The sequence below is a fragment of the Bacillus cereus genome, from assembly GCF_002567495.1.
Taxonomy (GTDB): Bacteria; Bacillota; Bacilli; order Bacillales; family Bacillaceae_G; genus Bacillus_A; species Bacillus_A cereus_AQ.
The window spans coordinates 1-3,090 of sequence record NZ_NVAP01000100.1 but is presented as its reverse complement, the minus strand read 5'-3'; the positions used below and the strand labels follow the sequence as shown (position 1 = coordinate 3,090).

Here is a 3,090-nt window from a genome sequence, read left to right as displayed (position 1 = left end):
ACTATTCGGGTTCACTTCAATTTCCGTAGGTGGGCCTTATCTTTATTACACAATACCAAATTATACTCCTATTTTTTCATAAACTTTATGCAATTATACAATTTCTCCTTTTTGTGTACTGATTTCATTTCACGGATTTTATGCATTAATACATTTTACGGTATTAAAATCTTTATTTATATAAGTAATTCATACATGGGTTTAAATTTTTGTATCAATTTCATCTAATGTTTTGGGATTTACTTTTTCTCCATCTATTGTCATCTTTATTTTTTGGTTCGAATTTGCTGTTACCACCCAAGCGTTCGGTAAATAACGATCTTCATGGGATAATGTAGACGGTGAATTTATAACCTTTCCTCCTAAATATAGCGTAGCGGAAGAACCTCCATCCATTGCCATTGCATTTATAGCTCCTTTTTCATATAGAATATCTTGACACTCTTTTAACGTAGCCCCTATACTATGCGTCTGTCTACCGTCAATAACTAGAAACATAATTGTACCATCTTCTTTTTGGGCCATAATACTTCTTGGAGCCGACCCCCAACCACCGTCTCCATCTGTAATCATTTTTTCTCCATTTACAATTAACTGTGGCATAAATCCAGCTGCGGAAACGACTTGTTTATCCAACAGTTGTTGGGTAGAATAATTTCCTGTTATCATTTGGCCAAACTTTGTTAACCCCGTAATAATTGTAGGGGCATTTCTATTCATATTTGTATCAATAGCTTTCCCATTTTCTATCACTATTCCAGTAGCAACATTTCCTCCACCCCTTCCTGTTTCATCAGCAAATCCACTTGCATTCACAGCAACAAGTGCATGATTACGTTTTGCCATTACACTAATTTTTTCTCCCCTGTTAGCACCCTGTGTTCCTTGATGGCTAACAAGTTTAACATTGAAAGGGTTACTAATAGTGACTAACTTTCCTTCGAAAAGAAAACGACTATCTTTATTACTTTTAATTGTTTCTACATCAATTTCTAATGGCTGATTTTTTAATTCTTCTAATCTTTTTCCTGCTATTTTTTTATAAATATGCTCATCACTGTTTGACCATTTCGGATGGTTAATTCTATCTTGCAATTTATCTAGTTCCTTTTGGGATAGGAATGTATATTTCGCATATTGTGGATGCTGAGAAGTTAGTATACTCCCAGCGATTGTTATACGAAGCTCTCGGCCATAGCTAGTACCAAATAATACTCCTATGCCAATAAGCATGAAAATAGAAAATAGAAGAAAAATTCGTTTGAAGATTTTTCTTAGATGTTTCATAGTTTTATCCTCCAGCACTAATTACATTCAATAAATCCATTAAAATATTATTTATCTAAAGACTAAAGTGTTTGAATTCCTCACGCCTGAATTCCCCACTATATTTTAGCAATTAAGGCAAAATACTTATTCAAATTTCGTTTTTATTTCAGTGTATATCAGTATATATTTATAAATTTAATAATATTTTTGCAACCATGAAATAAATTACTAATCCAGTTCCGTCAACAAATGTTGTAATAAATGGACCTGAAACAACTGCAGGATCTAGTTTTAATTTTCTTAAAATCAAAGGTAAAACAGCTGCTATAAGAGAAGCCCAAATAACAATAAATAATAAAGTAATTGCTACAACTTGTGCAACTTCTGTTCCAACTCCTAACATATAAGCACGAGTGAGCCCAGCTATCCCAAGTGCAAGTCCAAGAAGCATACCAATTGCAAATTCCTTTTTCATTACACGGAAAATGTCTTTAAATTTCACCTCTCCAATACCGATTGCACGAGTAATTGTTGCTACAACCTGTGTTCCTGTATTCCCACCAGTGCCTACTAATAACGGAACAAAGAAAGCAAGGGCAACTACAGTTTCAATTTCGTTTTCAAAATATTTTAACACTGTACCTGTATATGCCTCAGCAACAAAAAGAAGTAATAACCATGGTAGACGTTTTAAGAAAATGCTCCAAATGCTAGCTTCAAAGTAAGATTGATTCAATGGCTCACTTCCACCCAACTTTTGAATATCTTCTGTAGCTTCTGCTTCCATAACATTCATTACGTCATCAAATGTTATAATACCAATCATTTCATTTTTTACTGTTGTCACAGGTATTGCTGCCAAATTATAATTTAGTAGCTTTTTTACAACTTCTTGCTGGTCAATTTCAGTGTGTACTGAAATTACCTCTTGAATCATGATAGTAGATAATATCTCTTCATCTGCCGCTAGTAATAACTCATGTATGGAAACGATTCCCTTAAGATAGCTATGACTATCAAGAACATAAATATAAGATATTGATTCTACATTTTCAGAATGTTCCCTAATGTACTTCAATGTCATTTTTACTGACCAATTTCCTCTAACTGCAACAAAATCACTTGTGACAAGACTTCCTGCCGTTTCAGGTTTGAAAGTCATCAATTTTTTTACGTTATGTTTTGTAATTTTATCTAGATACGCCATTAATTTAGCTTGTTTTTCCGGATGAACCGCTAGAAGTAAATCTACTAATTCATCAATCGGTTGTAAATTTAGTAACTTTTTAGCTTTATTTTCAGATAAGTGAATTAAGATATTATATTTTTCTTCTGCACTCATATATTGAAGAATTTTAGAGCTTTTTAATACAGGAATCATATTTAGCAATATGACTTGATCTTCAATTGAAAACTGTTTTACTTCTTGCGCAACATCATATGACGGATGACGTAAAACTTTCTCTGCATCCAAATTATTTTTGGTTACAAGTAATTCATTTAATAATTTCTTCATGTTAACTCCTCCTCATATTGCTAAGGGAGACTCTAGAGTTTCATGAGTGGTTTTGTTTTATTTTATCTGTCTTAAATTTTTGATTAGAGCAATAATAGTTACATTGCAATCAATTCATTAATTAGAATTACCTCCTTTTTGAATATAGACAAGATAAAACAAATAATATTAAACAGAAAAACCTTTACTCAAAAAGGAGTAAAGGTTTTTTACAATACAAATAAATGATTATTAAGACAGCTCTGCAAAAATCACAAAGGTGCCTTTCTATCAAATCGTATACCACTCCCTCGTTGAGTTTTAGC

General features: G+C 32.4%; 2 protein-coding genes. Both read right to left on the bottom strand.

The genetic code is table 11. From position 1 onward, the window contains the following. Positions 1-201: 201 nt before the first annotated feature. Positions 202-1,287, bottom strand: a complete 1,086-nt coding sequence (locus COK05_RS30410; RefSeq protein WP_098615482.1) for a phosphodiester glycosidase family protein — start codon at positions 1,285-1,287, stop codon at positions 202-204. A 169-nt stretch (positions 1,288-1,456) separates the two neighbouring features. Beyond that, on the bottom strand, positions 1,457-2,785 hold the full coding sequence (gene mgtE / locus COK05_RS30405; RefSeq protein WP_098615481.1) for a magnesium transporter: 1,329 nt from the start codon (positions 2,783-2,785) through the stop codon (positions 1,457-1,459). Between the last annotated feature and the right edge of the window lie 305 nt (positions 2,786-3,090).